The organism is Mesorhizobium sp. M0983, from assembly GCF_040318975.1.
Taxonomy (GTDB): Bacteria; Pseudomonadota; Alphaproteobacteria; order Rhizobiales; family Rhizobiaceae; genus Mesorhizobium.
On the sequence record NZ_JAMYNH010000025.1, the window covers coordinates 32,711 to 48,767 of the forward strand.

Here is a 16,057-nt window from a genome sequence, read left to right on the forward strand (position 1 = left end):
AAAATGCAGAAGCGATTCCAGGGAAAAACGGCGGTCATCACCGGCGCGAGCGGCGGCATTGGCGCGGCAATGGCCAGGCGCTTCGCCGTGGAAGGTGCTGCGGTCGTCGTCAGCGCCATCGACGCGCGCGTTGAAGAGGTTGCCGCCGATCTGAAGACTGCGGGCGCCAAGGTTGCGTGGATGCGCATGGACGTGACCAAAAAGGAAGAGGTCGTCGCGCTTTACGACCTGGCCGAGCAACAATTCGGCCGCGTCGACATCTCAGTGCAGAATGCCGGTGTCATCACCATCGCCAGGATCGAGGCGATGACCGAGGCAGAATGGGACAAGGTGATGGCGGTCAACACCAAGGGCGTGTTCCTGTGCTGCCAGGAGGCGATCGCGCGCATCCGCAAGCATGGCGATGGCGGCCGGCTGATCAACACCGCATCCGGCCAGGCGCGGCAGGGCTTTATCTACACGCCGCATTATGCGGCCTCGAAATTCGGCGTCGTCGGCATCACCCAGAGCCTCGCCAAGGAAGTGGCGAAGGAGAAGATCACCGTCAACGCGATCTGCCCCGGCATCATCGACACCGATATGTGGGCCTATAATGATGCCGCATGGGGCAAGTTGATGGGCGACTACAAGCCCGGCGAGCTGATGGCCGAATGGGTGGAGAACATCCCGATGGGCCGCGCCGGCAGCGGCGAGGACGTCTCCGGCCTGGTCAGCTTTCTCGCCAGCGACGATGCGGCCTATATCACCGGGCAGACCATCAATGTCGATGGCGGCCTGATCATGTCGTAAGATACGACACAGGCCAACGTTCCATCCGCCGGGATCTGAAAGCCGCTTCGCTGCATTCAGGCTGCTCGGCCGGCCCGCGCCAGTCCATGTTCCACGAGCCGGTCGATGATTTCGGAATAGCTGACGCCGCTTGCCACCATTGCTTTGGAGTACATGCTGATATCGGTGAAGCCGGGGATGGTGTTGATTTCATTGACCAAGAATTGCATGTCCGGTGTCAGGAAAAAGTCGATGCGCGCCATCCCGTCACAGCCGACGGCTCTGAAAGCCCTTGCAGCCACATCCCGCATGCTTGCCTCGACCTCGGGCGGCAGTTCGGCCGGCACTTTTAGCGCCGCGCCGTTCTCGTCGATGTATTTGGCATCGTAGCTGTAGAAACCGTGGCTTTCCGCCGGCACGATCTCGCCTGGCCGCGAGACGAACAGGTCGCCTGCCGGGTCCTCCAACACGCTACATTCGATCTCGCGCCCATGAACGAATTCCTCGGCCAACAGCTTGCAATCGTGCTGGAAGGCTTCAGCAAGCGCCCCATCGAATTCCTGGCTGGCATTGACCTTTCTGACCCCGACAGACGATCCCTGACGCGCCGGTTTGATGAAGAACGGCAGGCCGAGTTCGCCTTCGAGTGTGGCGAGGGCGGGCGCCGCACCTTCATGGACCGTCACTGAGCGCGCGATTGGCAGACCCGCCGCTTTCAGGAGCCGCTTGGTGACATCCTTGTCCAGCGCGGTTGCTGAACCCAGGATGCCGCAGCCGGCAAGCGGCACCAGAGCCACCTCGGCCACCCCCTGTACCGAGCCGTCTTCGCCATGGGGGCCGTGCAGGATGGGAAACAGGATGTCGATCGTTGGCAGATCATAGGGCGTGCCGTCGGCCGGGATCGCTATCATCCGTCCGCGCCCACCCGGAAGCAGGCAAACTTCCGTGCCGCCTGCAGGTTTCGCGAGCTTACCATCCTGAAAGCTGCTCAGCCGCCACCGTCCCTCGCGCGTGACGAAGATTGGGACGGCATCGTATTTGGCAGGCAGCAGCGCACGCATGACATTGGTTGCGGAAAGCACCGAAACGTCATGTTCGGCGGAACGTCCGCCAAAGAGCACGGCAATGCGCAGTCTGTTTAAGGAAGAGGTCATGAAAGCCTCGGAGATGATCTGGTGTTGAAAGGGTCAGAAGCCGACGGCAATACCGCGGTTGGCGCTGAAGTAAGGCGCTTTGGTCTGCTGCATTGTGTCGATGTCCTGTCGTCGCGGCTGGTACCCGATGACTGGCAACCTTGGCTTTTTTTCGAGCCGATCTACGGTCCATGTAAAAAGACGGCCGTGAAGTTGGCGCAGCGTTATTCGTTGCGCGACGTGAACGTTGGTATATATAATTTCATCCCATGAAAGCGGCTCTGGGCGAGTTGCCGAGCCAACAGCCGAGATCATGGGACTTTGATGGTTTGCACCTCAAGACCGGCGATCGATCCGCGGATGACTGCTTCCGCAGCAAACCATCGGCAGTCATGACGCGGCCGGTCCCGCGCACATCTTCACCAATTTGGGCACCACCCCGTTTTGCGCCGGCATCCGCTTCGGCAGCATTGTGGCGCCGACGGCCTTGCGCAACGACCAGCTTTTCCAACACAATCAAAAAAGACGCAAGAAGGGAACTAACGATAACTTCCACCAGAGCTTGACAGGAGAACAAGCATGTTACTTCGGAGCATGATTTCGAAACTATCAATGGGAGCCTTGGCGCTTGCCGCAGCAAGCGCGCTGACACTACCGGCACAAGCAGCGGCGCCGGAATCCAACGACCCGATCAAGATCGCGCTGTTCGACTGGACCAGCGTCAATCTGAACGCCAAGATCCTCGGCGGCATCCTCGAAAAGCTCGGCTATACCGTCGAGTACCCGACCGCCGACTATCTCTCCAGCCTGACCACCGGCCTGACCAATGGCGACATCGATGTCGGCATGGAGTTCTGGGACACGACGGCCGGCGAAGCGATGAAGGCCTCGGATGCAACCGGCCAGACCGAACGCCTCGGCAAGCTCGGGCCCAAGGCCAAGGAGGAATGGTGGTTTCCCGAATATATGAAAGAGAAATGCCCGGGCCTGCCGAACTGGGAGGCATTGAAGGACCCGAAATGCGCCGAGGCCTTTTCGACGGCGGAAACAACACCGAAGGGGCGCTATCTCGGCGGCCCTGTGACATGGGAAGGTTTTGACGACGAGCGCGTCGAGGCGCTGAAACTGCCCTTCACCGTCATCCATGCTGGCACCGATGCAGCGATGTTCGCCGAACTGGACTCGGCCTATCAGCGCAAGGCGCCGATCATGCTGTGGATCTATTCGCCGCATTGGGCACCGGCCAAATACAAGGGCGAATGGATCGAATTCCCCGACCATACTGTAGAGTGCTACACCGACCCGAAATGGGGCGTGAACCCCGATGCGAAATACGACTGTGGCAAGCCGCATGGCGAGATCTGGAAATATTCCTGGGCCGGCATGAAGGACAAATGGCCGGTCGCCTACAAGGTCGCGAAAAACTACACGGTCGATACCGACGAGCTCAACAAGATGAGCGGCGAGATCGATCTCGAAGGCAAGACGCCGGAAGACGTCGCCGCCGCCTGGATCGCCGCCCACGAAGGCGACTGGAAAGCTTGGGCCGAGTGACCGTCTGACTGGAAATCCGACGGCTCGGCCATTCGTGGCCGGGTCTCGATCCCTATTCCAGAAGGACGATTGCATGACCGATACGATTGAACGCGCGGCGAAAGCGGGCAACGATGCCCGCCCGATAAAGCTTGCCTGCCGCAATGTCTGGAAGCTGTTCGGGGCGGACGCGGCCAATTTCATCCGCCGGCGCGACGGCAAGGCCAGCCTGGCGGACATCGCCGCTGCCGGACTGGTTGGCGCGGTGCGCGCCGTCGATCTCGAAATCCGGCAAGGCGAGATCTTCATCATCATGGGACTTTCGGGATCCGGCAAGTCGACGCTGGTGCGCTGCATGTCGCGGCTGATCGAGCCGACCCACGGCAAGGTCGAGTTTGAAGGCAAGGACCTGCTCAAGATTTCCGATGCCGCGCTGATCGAGCTGCGACGCCACCGCATGGGCATGGTGTTCCAGAATTTTGCCCTGCTGCCGCATCTCAACGTACTGGAGAACATCGCCTTTCCCTTGGGCATCCAGGGGCAGGACCGGCCGACGCGCGAAAAGCGGGCTCGCGAGGTCATCGAGTTGGTCGGCCTGCGCGGCCGCGAGCATTTCTATCCACGCGAGCTTTCCGGCGGCCAGCAGCAGCGTGTCGGCATCGCCCGCAGCCTCGCCACCAAGCCGGAAATCTGGTTCCTCGACGAGCCATTCTCGGCGCTCGATCCGCTGATCCGCCGTGAGATGCAGGACGAGCTGATGCGGCTGCAGACCATGCTGCACAAGACCATCGTCTTCATCACCCATGATTTCGACGAGGCCATCCGGCTGGCCGACCGGATCGCCATCATGAAGGACGGCGAGGTCATCCAGATCGGCACGCCGGAAGAGCTGGTGGTCAACCCGGCGACGGATTATGTCGCCGAATTCACCCGCGACGTCGACCGCGCCAAGGTGATCTCGGCCAAGAGCCTGATGCGCGCCTGCGACGCCGCTGAACATGGCGGCACGGTCGCGCCGGATGCCAAGATCGCCAGTTTCTCGGCAGATATCGTCTCTGCCGGCAAGCCCTTCGCGGTGGTCAACGGCACCGGCAAGCCGATCGGCGAGGTAACGCCGCAGGCGGTGATCGATCTTCTCGCTGGCATCGAACGTCCCGGAGCCGGCGCATGACGGTCACGGCAAGCGCGAGCGCAGCGAGGCCGCGGCAGGGTCAGACCTGGCTGGTGATCTGGGCCTGCGCGCTCGCCGCCGTGCTTGTTGTCTTCCTGCTGCAGGAAAGCCTGCCCTGGACGGTCAATTACCCAGCCAATGCCGTCATTCCCGTCGCCGACTGGGTCAGCGCGCTGATGAACTGGGTGAAGTCGAATTTCTCCTGGCTGACGCGCTCGATCACCGCCGTGCTCGGCGTGCCGCTCGATTTCGCGCTCAATCTTCTCGCCAAAAATTTCAAGATCGGCCATGGCGCGGATATGATCGTCTTGCCGCGCCTGTCCTGGGTCGGCGTCTGCGCTGCCGCCTACCTTGCCGGCCGCGCCGCCGGCGGCTGGAAGCTGGGTGCGCTGGTCGGCGGGTGTTTTCTCTACATCGCGCTGTTCGGGCAGTGGACCAGCGCCATGCTGACGCTGGGCCTGATCTCGATCGCTGTGCCGTTTTGCATTGTCACCGGGCTGTTCGCCGGCATCTGGGCATGGCGCAAGCCTTGGGCAGAAAGGCTATTGATCTCCCCTGCCCTCGATCTGATGCAGACGATCCCAACCTTCGCCTATCTCATCCCGATGCTGCTTTTGTTCGGCAACAGCCCGGTCTCGGCAATGATCGCGACGGCGATCTTCGCGACACCGCCAATGGTGCGGGCGACGATGCTGGGCCTGTCGCGGGTGCCGTCGGAGATCGACGATTTCAGCGAGATGGCCGGCTGCACGGCACGGCAGAAGCTGTGGCGGGTGCTGTTGCCGTCGGCGCGGCCGACGCTGATGGTCGGCGTCAACCAGGTTATCATGCTGGCGCTCAATATGGTGATCATCGCCTCGATGATCGGCGCCGGCGGCCTCGGCTATGATGTGCTTTTGGCGCTGCGCGCGCTCAAGGTCGGCGAGGCGATGGAGGCAGGCCTCGCCATCGTCGCACTGGCAATTGCGCTCGACCGGCTGAGCCAGGCGATCGCGCACAATCACGCCAAGGGCAATGTCCGCCATCAGCCCGGCACCAGCTTCTGGCGGCGCTATCCCAACCTGACGCTGGCCGTCGCCATCCTCGCCGTCACCACGCTGCTCAGCCTGTTCGTGCCGGCCTTCGCCGCGGTGCCGAAGGCGATCACCTTCACCACCGCACCTTTGTGGAAGGCGGCGGTGAACTGGATCACGATCAACTTCTTCGACACGATCGAGGCGTTCCGCGTGGCGCTGATCCTCAATGTGCTGAACCCGGTGCGCGCCTTCTGCGAGGGCTTTCCGTGGCTGGGCGCGGTTTGTCTCCTCGGCCTTGCCGGATACCAGCTCGGCGGCTTGCGCCTCGCCGCCCTGGTCGCGGCATTGACAGCGTTCTGCGCCGTCACCGGCCTTTGGGAAAAGACCATGGCGACGGTCTACCTGTGCGGCATCTCGGCCTTTATCGCTTGCCTGATCGGCATCCCTATCGGGCTGATGGCATCGCGCAGCGACCGCTTCGAAAAGATCGTGACGCCGGTCATCGACACGCTGCAGGTGCTGCCGTCGTTCTGCTTCATCATTCCGGTGGTGATGCTGTTCAGAGTCGGCGACGTCACCGCGATGATCGCCACCGTCGCCTTCGCCGTGGTGCCGGCCATCCGCTACACCAATCACGGGATCCGGCAGGTGCCGCCGGCGCTGATCGAGGCGGCGAAGGTTTCCGGCTGCACCAAGCGCCAGACCTTCTTTCGCGTGCAGCTGCCGCTGGCGTTGCCGGAGATCATGCTCGGCGTCAACCAGACTATCCTGATGGCGCTGGCAATGATCATCATCTGCGCCATGGTCGGCACCCGCGATCTCGGCCAGGAAGTGTTCATCGCCCTGTCCAAGGCCGATTCTGGCCGCGGCATCGTCGCCGGCCTGGCCATCGCCTTCATCGGCATCGTCGCCGACCGGCTGTTCAATGCATGGACGGCCAAGGCGAGAGCGAGGCTGGGATAGCCGGGAATAGGACGGCCACAGGAAGCTGCCGCTAATGGCGCCCCGGTGACGAGTTACCGATCCCTACGCCTAACGACATAGCCCTTCGGGATTATTGCTCGCTCTTGGCTCACATCGTACGGCTGTGATGGGACGGGTAGGCTCAACAGGAGAGCGGATAATGTCTAAACGCGTTCCCTTTACTACCGGTGATCTAGCAGATCATCAGTGGGGTATCGATGACGCCCTCACAGGCGATCCAAACACGAATATCTTGACCGGCGACGCCGGCGGCAGCCTGCTCGATTTCTCGAGAGGCGGCAACGATACCTTTACGGAAACCGCACCGTCGACCTACACCTTCTACGGTGACGCGGCTCGGAGCTTGTTCAATTTTGCTCGGGGCGGTGACGACACCTTCACCACGGGGCTTTCGTCCACCACGACGACTGCCTATGGTGACGCGGGCGACGATATGTCGGACCACAGCAAGGGCGGCAACGATACCTTCAACAGTGGATTGGCAAGGCAGGTAGTCGATACCTTCTATGGTGACGCCGGCGGCAACATGCTCGGCCATGCTCATGGGGGTGACGACACTTTCCTGACCCAAACCAAACAAGGAGCCGACCACACCTTCTACGGTGATGCAGGCGGCGAGATGTCCGATCGCAGCAAGGGCGGCAACGACACCTTCGAGGGCTCGAAAGAAGCCAATAACATTTTCTACGGTGACGCCGGCAGCAACATGTCCGGCAATGCGCGGGGCGGCGACGATAGCTTCACGGGCAAGAGCGATTCATTCAACACTTTCTACGGCGATGCCGGCGGCGACATGTCGGACGACAGTAGGGGTGGCAACGATACCTTTACGGGCCGCTCCTTTTCCACCAACACTTTCTTCGGCGACGCCGGCGGCAACATGTCTGGCCATGCTCTGGGCGGCGACGACTATTACACAGACACGTTTGGGGATCTCGGGAGCAAAACTCTCTATGGCGATGCGGGCGGCGATCTTTCCGGTTTTGCCACGGGCGGCAACGACACCTTCACGAGCGTGGGTGGGTCCCGGGTAACGTTCTACGGTGACGCGGGCGGCAGTATGTTCGACCATGCGCTTGGGGGCGATGACGTGGCCGTGCTGCAAGGCACCGCCCATAATGTGGGGTATGGCGACGCCGTGACGATGCTCGGCAACGCTGTGAGCGGCAATGACACCCTGACCGGCGGGGACAAGAGCGCCTTTCCTGACGTTCTAAACGAGTTGTCCGGCGACGCGCGCGCTATGTCCGGCTCCGCCCAGGGCGGCAATGACATTCTTACCGGGGGCCAGAACAGCGAAAGCGGCCAAGTTCGCAACTTCCTGTGCGGCGACGCTCTGCAAATGTCCGGTTCGGCTCAGGGCGGCAACGATGTCCTGTACGCAGGGAGCGCGGCACCTGGCTGCACGGTCATCAATGACATGTGGGGGGATGGACAACTGAGCGAGTTGGCTCAGGGCGGCGCAGACCAATTCATATTCAAGGACGATGGTTCAATGACGGTCGGAACCCAAAACACCATCTACGACTTCAGCCAGACCCAAGGCGACACTATCGTGTTTAGTGGCGTGGAGGGCGTGCAATCGTTCGATGATCTCACAATTGCGCAAAGTGGAACCGACACCATTATTACCGCGGGAGTCGATCAAGTTACTCTCGCAAACTTTGCGAGCCCGCTGACAACGAGTGACTTTTTGTTCGTCTGAAAGTGAAGCTCTTATCGCATTCGAAGAGGGGGAATGCGTGAGAATTCGTTGAGCATCGTCGCGCGGCCGGTCGCCCCAATTCTGGTCGACCGGCCGATCGACAATCCCAGCCGCAAGTATGGATCAAGCGGCCAGGAATCTCTCGGTCAGTCGAGCCCAGAGCGCTGCGCCGACGGTCAAATTGCCGTCGTTGAAATCATATTTCGAGCTGTGCAGGATGGCTGAATCCTCGCCGTTGCCGAGGCGGAGGAAGCAACCGGGTTTGTGCTCGAGGAAATAGGAAAAGTCTTCGCTGCCGGGGATCAACGGGCAGACGGCCACCTTGTCGTGACCAACGAGTTCAACAGCGACGTCTGTCGCAAAGGACGTCTCGCTCTCGGAATTGACCACCACCGGGTAGCCGCGCTCGTAGTCGATCTCGACGGTTGCGCCATGCGCCTGCGCCACAAGTGCTGCGATACTGCGAATACGCTGCTCGAGCCTATCGCGAATCTCGACCGAGAAGGAGCGGACGCTGAGCGTGATCTCGGCCTGTTCGGGGATGACGTTGGAGGCCGTGCCGCCGTGAATGGTGCCGACGGTGACGACAGCCGTCTCGATCGGGTTGACGTTGCGCGACACCACCGTCTGGAGGGTCATGATGATGTTGGCGGCAGCGACGATCGGGTCGACCGTCAGGTGCGGACGCGAGGCGTGGCCGCCACGCCCGGCGATCTTGATGGTGACGGTATCGCTCGCTGCCATCAGCGGCCCCGCGCGCATCAGGAAGGAACCCGCCGGCGCGCCCGGATGGTTGTGCAGCCCGAAAATCGCATCGCAGGGAAAGCGCTCGAACAGGCCGTCGGCGATCATCGCCTGCGCCCCGCTTCCTTTGCCGGCTTCCTCGGCCGGCTGGAAGATGAGGTTCACCGTGCCGTTGAAATGGCGCGTGCGCGCCAGGTATTCGGCCGCGCCGAGCAGCATCGTGGTGTGGCCGTCATGGCCGCAGGCGTGCATCTTGCCGCTGGCTTGGCTGGCATAAGGGAGATTGGTCGCTTCGGTGATCGGCAAGGCGTCCATGTCGGCGCGGATGGCAATGCTGCGGCCGCTGCCTTGGCGCAAGCGGCCGACGACCCCGAGCCCGCCGACATTGCGTGTCACCTCATAGCCCCAGCTTTCGAGCCGTTCGGCAACGTATGCAGCCGTTTCGTGCTCCTGGAAGGAAAGCTCGGGATGCGCGTGCAGGTGCTGGCGAGCCGCAGCAAGCTCGGCGGCCTTGTCGGCGAAGTCGGAAACATCGGCGAACTGGTTGGAGGTCTTTGGCATGAGGGGTCCTTTGCCGAGCACGTAATGGCGCCGGCTTTTCTGTCAGATGAAACGGCTTAAAAAGGCCCGCGTGCGCGGGTGCCTGGGTTTGGCGAGAACCTCGTCCGGAGGCCCGGCCTCGATCACATTGCCGTCGTCCATGAACACCACCCGATCCGCCGCTTCGCGGGCGAAGCCGATCTCATGCGTGACCACGATCATGGTCAAGCCCTGCCTGGCAAGATCGCGCATGGTGGCGAGCACCTCGCCGACCAACTCCGGATCGAGCGCCGACGTCGGCTCGTCGAAGAGCATCAATTTCGGGCGGATGGCGAGCGCACGGGCGATGGCGACGCGCTGCTGCTGGCCGCCTGAAAGCTGGCGCGGATAGGCGTCGATCTTGTCGGCGAGACCGACACGGGTCAGCAGTTCGCGGGCGTAGCCGATCGCTTCCTTGCGGTTCTCCCGGTGAACGCCGACCGGAGCCTCGATGACGTTCTGAAGGGTCGTCATGTGTGGATAGAGATTGAACTGCTGGAACACCATGCCGATCTTGCGCCGCTGCGCCGCGATCGCCCGATCGGAGAGCTTGTCGAGACGGCCGTCGTGCAACCGGTAGCCGATCTGCTCGCCGTCCACCTCGATCGCCCCTTGGTCGATCGCCTCGAGATGATTGATGCATCGCAGGAAGGTCGACTTTCCGGAGCCGGACGGTCCGAGAACGACCACCACCTCGCCAGGCGCGACGTCCAGGTCGATGCCCTTCAGCACCTCGAGCGGGCCGAAGGCCTTGTGAACGTTGCGCGCCCGGACCAAGGGCGTGTCATGCGCGCTCATTGGCGGCCTCCAGGGTGGCGGTCGCCGTCTTCTCGCGGGCGCCGCGGTCGCCGCGGCTGTAATGGCGTTCGATCGCGCCCTGCGCGACATTGAGAACCGAGGTGATCAGCAGGTACCAGAGCACCGCAACCATCAGCAGCGGAATGATTTCGAAGGTGCGGTTGTAGATCGACTGCACGGAGTACAGCAGGTCGGCCATGGCGATGACGCTGACCAGCGACGTCGCCTTGATCATGCTGATCAGCTGATTGCCGGTCGGCGGCACGATCGAGCGCATCGCCTGCGGGATGATGATGCGCCGCAGGGCCCGCGCGCGGGTCATGCCGAAGGCTTCAGCCGTTTCGGCCTGCCCCTTGTCCACCGACAGCAGCCCACCACGAATGATCTCTGCCATATAGGCGGCCTCATTCAGCGCCAGACCGAGGATAGCGGCCGTCAAAGGCGTGATCAGGTCGTTGGTGTTCCAGCTCGCAAAACCGATGGAAATGCGCGGAAACAGCGTCGAAAGATTGTACCACAGGATGAGCTGCACCAGCAGCGGCGTTCCCCGGAAGAACCAGATGAACAGTCCGGATAGAAAAGATGCCAGCCTGTCTTTCGACATGCGCGCGATGGCGAGCAGCAGGCCGAGCACGATACCCAGGATCATCGCCACGACCGTCAGGCCGAGCGTTACGGAAAGCCCCTGCATGACCGTCGGATCGAAGAAATACTGGGCGACGACTGGCCAACCGAAATTCGGGTTGACCGCGACGATATAGGCGAAGCCGGCCGCCACGGCGACGGTGAACGCCCAGAGCACCAGCCGGACAAGCGGAAACGGCCGGTGGGCTCGCTTGACATCGCGCAGAGCGTCGTCGGGACGTCGCGGCACCTCGGACGCGTAGGCAGCGGTCGCGTCGGTCATGGCAGCCTCTACTGTCCCTGGTTGATGCCGGGCGCGTCGATCATGTTCTTCTCGAGACCCCACTTCTTCATCACCGCGGCGTAGGTGCCGTTCTTCATCAGGATCTTGAACGCGTCGAGTAGTACACCGCCCAGCGGCGAGCCCTTCTTGAAGACGGCGCCTTGATAGATGTCCTTGAAGCCATTGGCCTGGCCGACACCTGAAAGTTCCAGTTGGCCCTTCGCCTGCTCGACGAAATAGGTCAGTGGCGCCTGCGAGGAGAAGAATGCGTCGGAGCGCTTCGACCGGACGGCCAGTATCGAGCTCGGCTGGTCGGTGAAGGATTGCACCTCGACGGCCGGCTTGCCGCCCTCGGTGCATTTCTGCGCCTGCTGCTTGATGACCTTTTCGGCTGAGCCACCCGACATCACGGCGATGCGCTTGCCGCACGCCGTGTCGAGCGAGGTGATGCCTTGCGGATTGCCCTTCTCGACGGCGAAGACGACGTATTCGCGCACCCAATCGATGAAGTCGTTGGATTTCTGGCGGTCGGGATAGTCGCCGACAGGTCCCATCGCGAACTGATAACGGCCGGCATTGATGCCGCTCAGCAAGGCCGGCAAGCCGGCGACCGAGGCGTGATCGACTTCGACACCGAGCAGCTGGCCGATGGCGTCGGAAATGTCCCTGGTTGCCCCGGTCAGTTCGGTGCCGGTGACGATCTCATAGGGCGGGAACGAGCCGTTGTTGACGGCCGTGATCTTTCCCGCCGTGCGGATCTCTTCCGGCAGCCGGGCCCGCAAATCTTCGTTCACCGATTGCTTCTGGATATCCTGGGCGAAGCTGGCCTGCGCCAGAATGGTGACGAGCGAGGCGAATATGAAGCTGATTGTCCTCATGGCATTCTCCTTCGTGTTCTTCGTTGCGCGTTGTCAGGCTGCGGTGGCCCGCGACCTGGCGTCGAAAGGAAACAAGGCTTCGGCGGAAATCGGTTCCGTCAGAATGCCCTGGGCATGTAGCTCGGTGACGAAATCCTCGATCATGCGCCGGTTGGCGGGCAGGCCGCTGGCGTTCCAGGAGGCAGGCAGGTCGCGCCCCGCATGAAGCAGCTCCTCGAGGATCCAGGGCGAGGTATCGGCATATTTTCGGCGCTTGCCCGTCCAGACGCGCTGGCTTTCGTCGATCAGCCTGGCGAGTTCCTGCGGCAGCCAGGGGTGCTCCCTGGCCAGGACGGCCTTGACGGCGACCAGATGCATGCCCGGGACATAACCGACGTCGGCGAAATAGGCGCGTTCGGCCGCGCGAAAATCGCGCAGCACTTGCCGGAAGCCGGAAGCCGGGCCGAAAAAGCCGTCCGGCATGAAGGGTGTGAAAACGGCGTCGAGCTCGCCTTGCGCCAGCAGCTCCATCATCGGGCGCTCGCCTGGCGCTGCTTCGATGCGACCCGGCCTGCCGAATCCGTCGAGGCGGTCGGCGACCGGGTGCTCGGATGTCAGCCTGCCGGCAAACCAGTAGGCGTCCTCGACGCCGACACCTTCGCGGCGAAGTGCCGCCCGCGTCCATGTGTTGCCGGAATCGCGCCAGCCGGTGACGCCGATGCGTTTGCCGGCAAGGTCGGAGAGCCGTACCAGCGGACTGTCACTGACCGTGATGATGCAGCGGTGGCGAAAGCCGCGCATGATGAAACACGGTATTCCAACCACCGTATCCCGGCCCGACGCCATGGCCGACACATAACGGCTGAACGAGACCTCCGCCGCATCGTAGTTCGGATCGGTACCGAGATCCGCGATCAGCGTGGCGACGCGGTCAACCTTCACCGACAAGCGGCTGGAGGTGACGTCACCGAGGACCAAGGGCGTGAGATAGTCCCAATCACGGGTGGCTATAGTGATGGAAACGGGCATCGGCATGAACTTCAATACTATGTTTGACCGGCGATTGGTAAATGTTTATTTTTGGCCGATCAAATGTTATTATGTTACTGAACATTAACACTGGCAGTCGTTGATTCGATGGATTTCGATGCAGGATGGTTCGCTGAACGCCTCGGCGACCGCACGACGCGCGGCATCGCGCGCGAGACCAGTGCGCTGATCAGAAGCGGCGCGCTGCCTGTCGGCGCAAAGCTTCCGCCGGTGCGCGATCTTGCCTATGTGCTCGGCGTCAGCCCGGCGACGGTCTCGCAGGCGTGGAGCGAGCTGCGGCGCTACAAGATCATCGGCGGCCGCGGGCGCAACGGCACCTGGATCATGGGCAACCGCTTTGCCGCCCGGCCCGAGCGCCACATGAGCGGCGGCAATTACGGTGCGGACATTCTGAACCTGGCGATCGCGGAGCCCGATGTGAAGCTCTTGCCGCCGCTCGACATCGCGCTGGCGCATGGCGCGCGCGCCGAAAAGCTCAACAGCTACGACCGGGTGCGCATCCTGCCCGAGCTGGAGGCCGCGGTGCGCCCGTCATGGCCGTACGATCCCGGCGCGTTCCTGGCCACCAATGGCGGTTACAACGCCATCTACACCTTGCTGCATGCGCTGGTCCCGACGGGGGCGCCGGTGGCCATCGAGAATCCGACGGCGCTTCGCCTGCTCGACATCCTCGAAGATCTCGACGTGCCGATCATCCCGGTGGACTGCGACAGTGACGGCCCCTTGCCCGACGCGCTCGCCAACGCTCTGCGGCAGCGGCCGGTCGCGTTCCTGTTCCAGCCGCGCGTCCATTCGGTGACCGGCGCCTGCATGTCGTCGGCGCGGCTGGAAGTCATCGGCGACCTGCTCGCCGGCACCGACGTGCTGATTGTCGAAGATGACGGCGTTGGCGATATTGCCGATGCGCCGCGCATTTCGCTTGGCCGGCGTTTTCCCGATCGCGTCGTCCACATCCTGTCCTATTCCAAGACCCATGGCCCGGACCTGCGGCTCGCCGTGCTGTCCGGATCGGCGACGATCGTCGAACAGATCCAGTCCTATCGCAGCTTCAGCTCGGGATGGACCAGCCGTATCCTGCAGGCGGCCACCGCCTGGCTGCTGCAAGACCCGGCCACGGCTGTCTTGGTCGAGCAGGCGAAGGAAGTGTATCGCCGCCGCCGCGAACGGCTCGCCGGCGAACTGGCGAAACGCGATGTCGCGATCGACGCCGGATATGGTCTCAGCGTCCTCATTCCGGTTGCTTCGGAACCTTATGCGATGGTCACGCTGGCCGCGCACGGCATCGCGGTCCATGCCGGCGCGAAGTTTTCGACCGGAAAAACGAACGCCGTCCGCGTCGCGACCAGCATCCTGGACGAGGAGCACCTCGAACACGTCGCAAATTCCCTGGCGCTGGCAGCCGACCCGGCGCGGGACGTTGTCTGAGGCAAGGCAATCGTCGTTCGGACTCCCTACTCCGCCGCCACGCCCTTCACTTCGAGATAGCTCTCCATCGAATCGTCCATCGCCTGCAGCCAGGGCGTATGGTGCAGCGGCGCCATCGTGCCGGTCATCAGCGAGCGATAGGAATGGTCGCGGAAGCCCATGATGTCTTCCGCCTTGTGGTGCTCCCACTCCATGAAGGTCTGATTGACAGCCTCGACATCGAAGCCGGGATAGTCGGTCTGCTCCATCAACTCCCTGGTGTAGTCGCCCTGGAACCAGATCATCTGCTCGGCGTCTTCCAGCGTTTCCTCGCGTGCCCGCCACTTTTTGCCGTGCTCGGCCATCGCATCGGCCGAGGGCAGTTTGATGCGGCCCATGATGACGTCGCGGGCGAACCAGGCCTGCGCGTCGAACATGTTGAAGGTGTAGAACTGGTCCTGCATGCCGATATAGGACAGCTTCAGGTTTTTCTCCCAGACGACGCCCTCGTAGAGCCCGTCCGGCCACATGCGGTTGGCGGTCTTCAGCTTCAGATCTTCGGTCAGGAACGGGAAGGAGTGGAGATAGCCGGTGCACAGGATGATGGCGTCAACGTCTTTGGTGCTGCCGTCCTTGAAATGCGCGGTCTTGCCGACGACCTTCTGCAGCAGCGGCACTTCCTTCCAGTTCTCCGGCCATCTGAAGCCCATCGGCTTCGAGCGGTAGCTGGAGGTGATCGATCTGGCGCCGTATTTGTAGCATTGCGAGCCGATGTCCTCGGCCGAATAGGAGCGGCCGATGATCAAAATGTCCTTGCCCTTGAATTCCATCGCGTCGCGGAAGTCATGGCTGTGCAGGATACGGCCGTTGAAGGTCGAAAAGCCCTCGAAATAAGGAACGTTGGGCACGGAGAAATGCCCCGAAGCGACGACGACATTGTCGAACTCTTCCGAGTAGGTGACGTCGTTGGTGCGGTCATGCGCGGTGACGGTGAACTTCTTCGTCGCATCGGAAAAGGTGACCATGCGCACCGGGCTGTTGAAGCGCACCCATTGGCGCACGCCGGATTTTTCGACACGGCCCTTGATGTAGTCCCACAGCACGGCGCGAGGCGGATAGGAGCCGATCGGCCGGCCGAAATGCTCCTCGAACGTATAGTCGGCGAATTCGAGGCATTCCTTCGGGCCGTTCGACCAGAGATAGCGGTACATCGAGCCGTGCACCGGGTCGCCGTGCTCGTCGAGGCCGGTGCGCCAGGTGTAGTTCCACAGGCCGCCCCAGTCGGACTGCTTTTCGAAGCAGACGATCTCGGGAATGTCGGCGCCGTTGTCGGCGGCCGACTTGAAGGCCCTGAGCTGGGCCATGCCGGACGGCCCGGCTCCGATGACGGCAACACGATCTTTCATTT

General features: G+C 62.4%; 13 protein-coding genes. 6 read left to right on the forward strand and 7 right to left on the reverse strand.

The annotated features are described in order from the left end of the window. Positions 1-3 precede the first annotated feature (3 nt). Positions 4-789 (forward strand): SDR family oxidoreductase, encoded by a 786-nt coding sequence (locus NKH71_RS28590; RefSeq protein WP_352484100.1) that lies wholly within the window; start codon positions 4-6, stop codon positions 787-789. A gap of 56 nt (positions 790-845) precedes the next feature. Here NKH71_RS28590 and NKH71_RS28595 read toward each other — a convergent pair whose 3' ends face one another. Beyond that, positions 846-1,922, reverse strand: a complete 1,077-nt coding sequence (locus tag NKH71_RS28595; RefSeq protein WP_352895551.1) for a D-alanine--D-alanine ligase family protein — start codon at positions 1,920-1,922, stop codon at positions 846-848. A gap of 558 nt (positions 1,923-2,480) precedes the next feature. Here NKH71_RS28595 and NKH71_RS28600 point away from each other — a divergent pair. The 4 genes from NKH71_RS28600 (at position 2,481) to NKH71_RS28615 (ending at position 8,310) form a co-directional block, all read left to right on the forward strand. Beyond that, positions 2,481-3,455, forward strand: coding sequence for an ABC transporter substrate-binding protein (locus NKH71_RS28600; RefSeq protein WP_352493991.1), 975 nt, complete (start codon positions 2,481-2,483; stop codon positions 3,453-3,455). Positions 3,456-3,528: 73 nt separating this feature from the next. Continuing rightward, positions 3,529-4,605, forward strand: a complete 1,077-nt coding sequence (locus NKH71_RS28605; RefSeq protein WP_352493990.1) for a quaternary amine ABC transporter ATP-binding protein — start codon at positions 3,529-3,531, stop codon at positions 4,603-4,605. Then, on the forward strand, positions 4,602-6,584 hold the full coding sequence (locus NKH71_RS28610; protein WP_352493989.1) for an ABC transporter permease: 1,983 nt from the start codon (positions 4,602-4,604) through the stop codon (positions 6,582-6,584). Before NKH71_RS28605 ends, NKH71_RS28610 begins: the two co-directional genes overlap by 4 nt. 160 nt (positions 6,585-6,744) lie before the next feature. After that, on the forward strand, positions 6,745-8,310 hold the full coding sequence (locus tag NKH71_RS28615) for a hypothetical protein (protein ID WP_352895552.1): 1,566 nt from the start codon (positions 6,745-6,747) through the stop codon (positions 8,308-8,310). A gap of 123 nt (positions 8,311-8,433) precedes the next feature. On the opposite strand, the gene NKH71_RS28620 is transcribed toward NKH71_RS28615, so the two are convergent. From NKH71_RS28620 to NKH71_RS28640, 5 genes are read right to left on the reverse strand one after another with little or no spacing between them, the layout of a single operon-like run. Continuing rightward, on the reverse strand, positions 8,434-9,615 hold the full coding sequence (locus NKH71_RS28620; protein ID WP_352484107.1) for a M20 aminoacylase family protein: 1,182 nt from the start codon (positions 9,613-9,615) through the stop codon (positions 8,434-8,436). Positions 9,616-9,657: 42 nt separating this feature from the next. Next, positions 9,658-10,431 carry an amino acid ABC transporter ATP-binding protein gene (locus NKH71_RS28625; RefSeq protein ID WP_352484108.1) on the reverse strand — a complete coding sequence of 258 codons (774 nt, stop codon included), beginning with the start codon at positions 10,429-10,431 and terminating at the stop codon, positions 9,658-9,660. Continuing rightward, complete coding sequence (locus NKH71_RS28630; RefSeq protein WP_352639048.1) at positions 10,418-11,338, reverse strand: amino acid ABC transporter permease; 921 nt, start codon at positions 11,336-11,338, stop codon at positions 10,418-10,420. Before NKH71_RS28630 ends, NKH71_RS28625 begins: the two co-directional genes overlap by 14 nt. Positions 11,339-11,346: 8 nt before the next feature. Then, the gene (locus NKH71_RS28635; RefSeq protein ID WP_352895553.1) at positions 11,347-12,216 is read right to left on the reverse strand and encodes an ABC transporter substrate-binding protein; all 870 of its coding nucleotides are present in this window, start codon (positions 12,214-12,216) and stop codon (positions 11,347-11,349) included. A gap of 33 nt (positions 12,217-12,249) precedes the next feature. After that, positions 12,250-13,224 (reverse strand): substrate-binding domain-containing protein, encoded by a 975-nt coding sequence (locus NKH71_RS28640; protein ID WP_352484111.1) that lies wholly within the window; start codon positions 13,222-13,224, stop codon positions 12,250-12,252. A gap of 108 nt (positions 13,225-13,332) precedes the next feature. Between NKH71_RS28640 and NKH71_RS28645 the strand changes: the two genes are divergently transcribed. Further along, complete coding sequence (locus tag NKH71_RS28645) at positions 13,333-14,670, forward strand: aminotransferase-like domain-containing protein (protein ID WP_352484112.1); 1,338 nt, start codon at positions 13,333-13,335, stop codon at positions 14,668-14,670. Between the two features lie 26 nt (positions 14,671-14,696). Here NKH71_RS28645 and NKH71_RS28650 read toward each other — a convergent pair whose 3' ends face one another. Further along, on the reverse strand, positions 14,697-16,055 hold the full coding sequence (locus tag NKH71_RS28650; RefSeq protein WP_023716778.1) for a trimethylamine monooxygenase: 1,359 nt from the start codon (positions 16,053-16,055) through the stop codon (positions 14,697-14,699). Between the last annotated feature and the right edge of the window lie 2 nt (positions 16,056-16,057).

What these genes read in the sequence shown, in the direction of transcription:
- NKH71_RS28625 (WP_352484108.1), bottom strand. Translation starts at nt 10,431, where the DNA reads ATGAGCGCGCATGACACGCCCTTGGTCCGGGCGCGCAACGTTCACAAG.
- NKH71_RS28595 (WP_352895551.1), bottom strand. Translation starts at nt 1,922, where the DNA reads ATGACCTCTTCCTTAAACAGACTGCGCATTGCCGTGCTCTTTGGCGGA.
- NKH71_RS28605 (WP_352493990.1), top strand. Translation starts at nt 3,529, where the DNA reads ATGACCGATACGATTGAACGCGCGGCGAAAGCGGGCAACGATGCCCGC.
- NKH71_RS28590 (WP_352484100.1), top strand. Translation starts at nt 4, where the DNA reads ATGCAGAAGCGATTCCAGGGAAAAACGGCGGTCATCACCGGCGCGAGC.
- NKH71_RS28620 (WP_352484107.1), bottom strand. Translation starts at nt 9,615, where the DNA reads ATGCCAAAGACCTCCAACCAGTTCGCCGATGTTTCCGACTTCGCCGAC.
- NKH71_RS28650 (WP_023716778.1), bottom strand. Translation starts at nt 16,055, where the DNA reads ATGAAAGATCGTGTTGCCGTCATCGGAGCCGGGCCGTCCGGCATGGCC.
- NKH71_RS28645 (WP_352484112.1), top strand. Translation starts at nt 13,333, where the DNA reads ATGGATTTCGATGCAGGATGGTTCGCTGAACGCCTCGGCGACCGCACG.
- NKH71_RS28630 (WP_352639048.1), bottom strand. Translation starts at nt 11,338, where the DNA reads ATGACCGACGCGACCGCTGCCTACGCGTCCGAGGTGCCGCGACGTCCC.
- NKH71_RS28600 (WP_352493991.1), top strand. Translation starts at nt 2,481, where the DNA reads ATGTTACTTCGGAGCATGATTTCGAAACTATCAATGGGAGCCTTGGCG.
- NKH71_RS28610 (WP_352493989.1), top strand. Translation starts at nt 4,602, where the DNA reads ATGACGGTCACGGCAAGCGCGAGCGCAGCGAGGCCGCGGCAGGGTCAG.
- NKH71_RS28635 (WP_352895553.1), bottom strand. Translation starts at nt 12,216, where the DNA reads ATGAGGACAATCAGCTTCATATTCGCCTCGCTCGTCACCATTCTGGCG.
- NKH71_RS28615 (WP_352895552.1), top strand. Translation starts at nt 6,745, where the DNA reads ATGTCTAAACGCGTTCCCTTTACTACCGGTGATCTAGCAGATCATCAG.
- NKH71_RS28640 (WP_352484111.1), bottom strand. Translation starts at nt 13,224, where the DNA reads ATGCCCGTTTCCATCACTATAGCCACCCGTGATTGGGACTATCTCACG.